Below are 721 nucleotides of genomic sequence, written 5' to 3'. Positions count from 1 at the left end.
GGACCATGTTAGGCCGTGGCTGGACACGAGCGAGCGGCGCACGCCTCCTCCAGTTCGGACTTGCTCTCCTTACACTCGTGCAGAGACTTTATGGAGTTTACGTATTTTTGTCCTAGGAACTCCTGATAGGATTGTCGAACTTCTTGGAGACATTTCGTGGATTCTCTGAAGAGTGTTGAGGTGGCGAAATTAATCTGCTGGTTCTTGAAGAATGACACAATGTCTCCATGTTTCTCTGGTCGAGTGATGACGGCGTGAGCTGGAACTTTGGCTAAATTACAGTTCTCATACCCAGTAATTGCAGCAGAGCCACTGGGACAGATGAGTTTATAGTCTGATGATTTGAAACCCTTAGCCCAGGCTGGTCCATTGCCGTCTGTGTTTTCTGCGACAGTGGTTTCCTTAATAAACGCCACTGCACCAGCACCTTCGGCCAAACACCTGAAGGCTCCACTGTAGCCGTAATAAGGCTCGTCACTGCTGGCTTTACATTTGTCCTTGCCAGCTTCACCTCCCTTACACAACGCACACAGGGTTGAATCAGGAGCTGCGCCAGGAGCACAGCTTTTACTGAAGTATGTTGCGAAGTCACAGTTTTTGTTTGTTTCGTGGAGGAGACCCATGGGAATGTTCCAGCCTGCTGTACGACCCACTGCAGTGTGACACGACGTCTTGCTTTGCAGCGTATCCCAGGTCAAGATAGAGTCCTTGTGCACTACAG

General features: G+C 49.9%; 1 protein-coding gene. It reads right to left on the bottom strand.

From position 1 onward, the window contains the following. Positions 1 to 8: 8 nt before the first annotated feature. Positions 9 to 721: type 2 periplasmic-binding domain-containing protein (locus GFJ41_RS20940; RefSeq protein WP_170075983.1), on the bottom strand; the 713-nt coding region annotated here is incomplete at its 5' end.

Source organism: Paraclostridium dentum (genome assembly GCF_012922555.1).
Lineage (GTDB): Bacteria > Bacillota > Clostridia > Peptostreptococcales > Peptostreptococcaceae > Paraclostridium > Paraclostridium dentum.
Note: the sequence above shows the minus strand (reverse complement) of the source record. Positions and strands in the feature narration are given on the sequence as shown.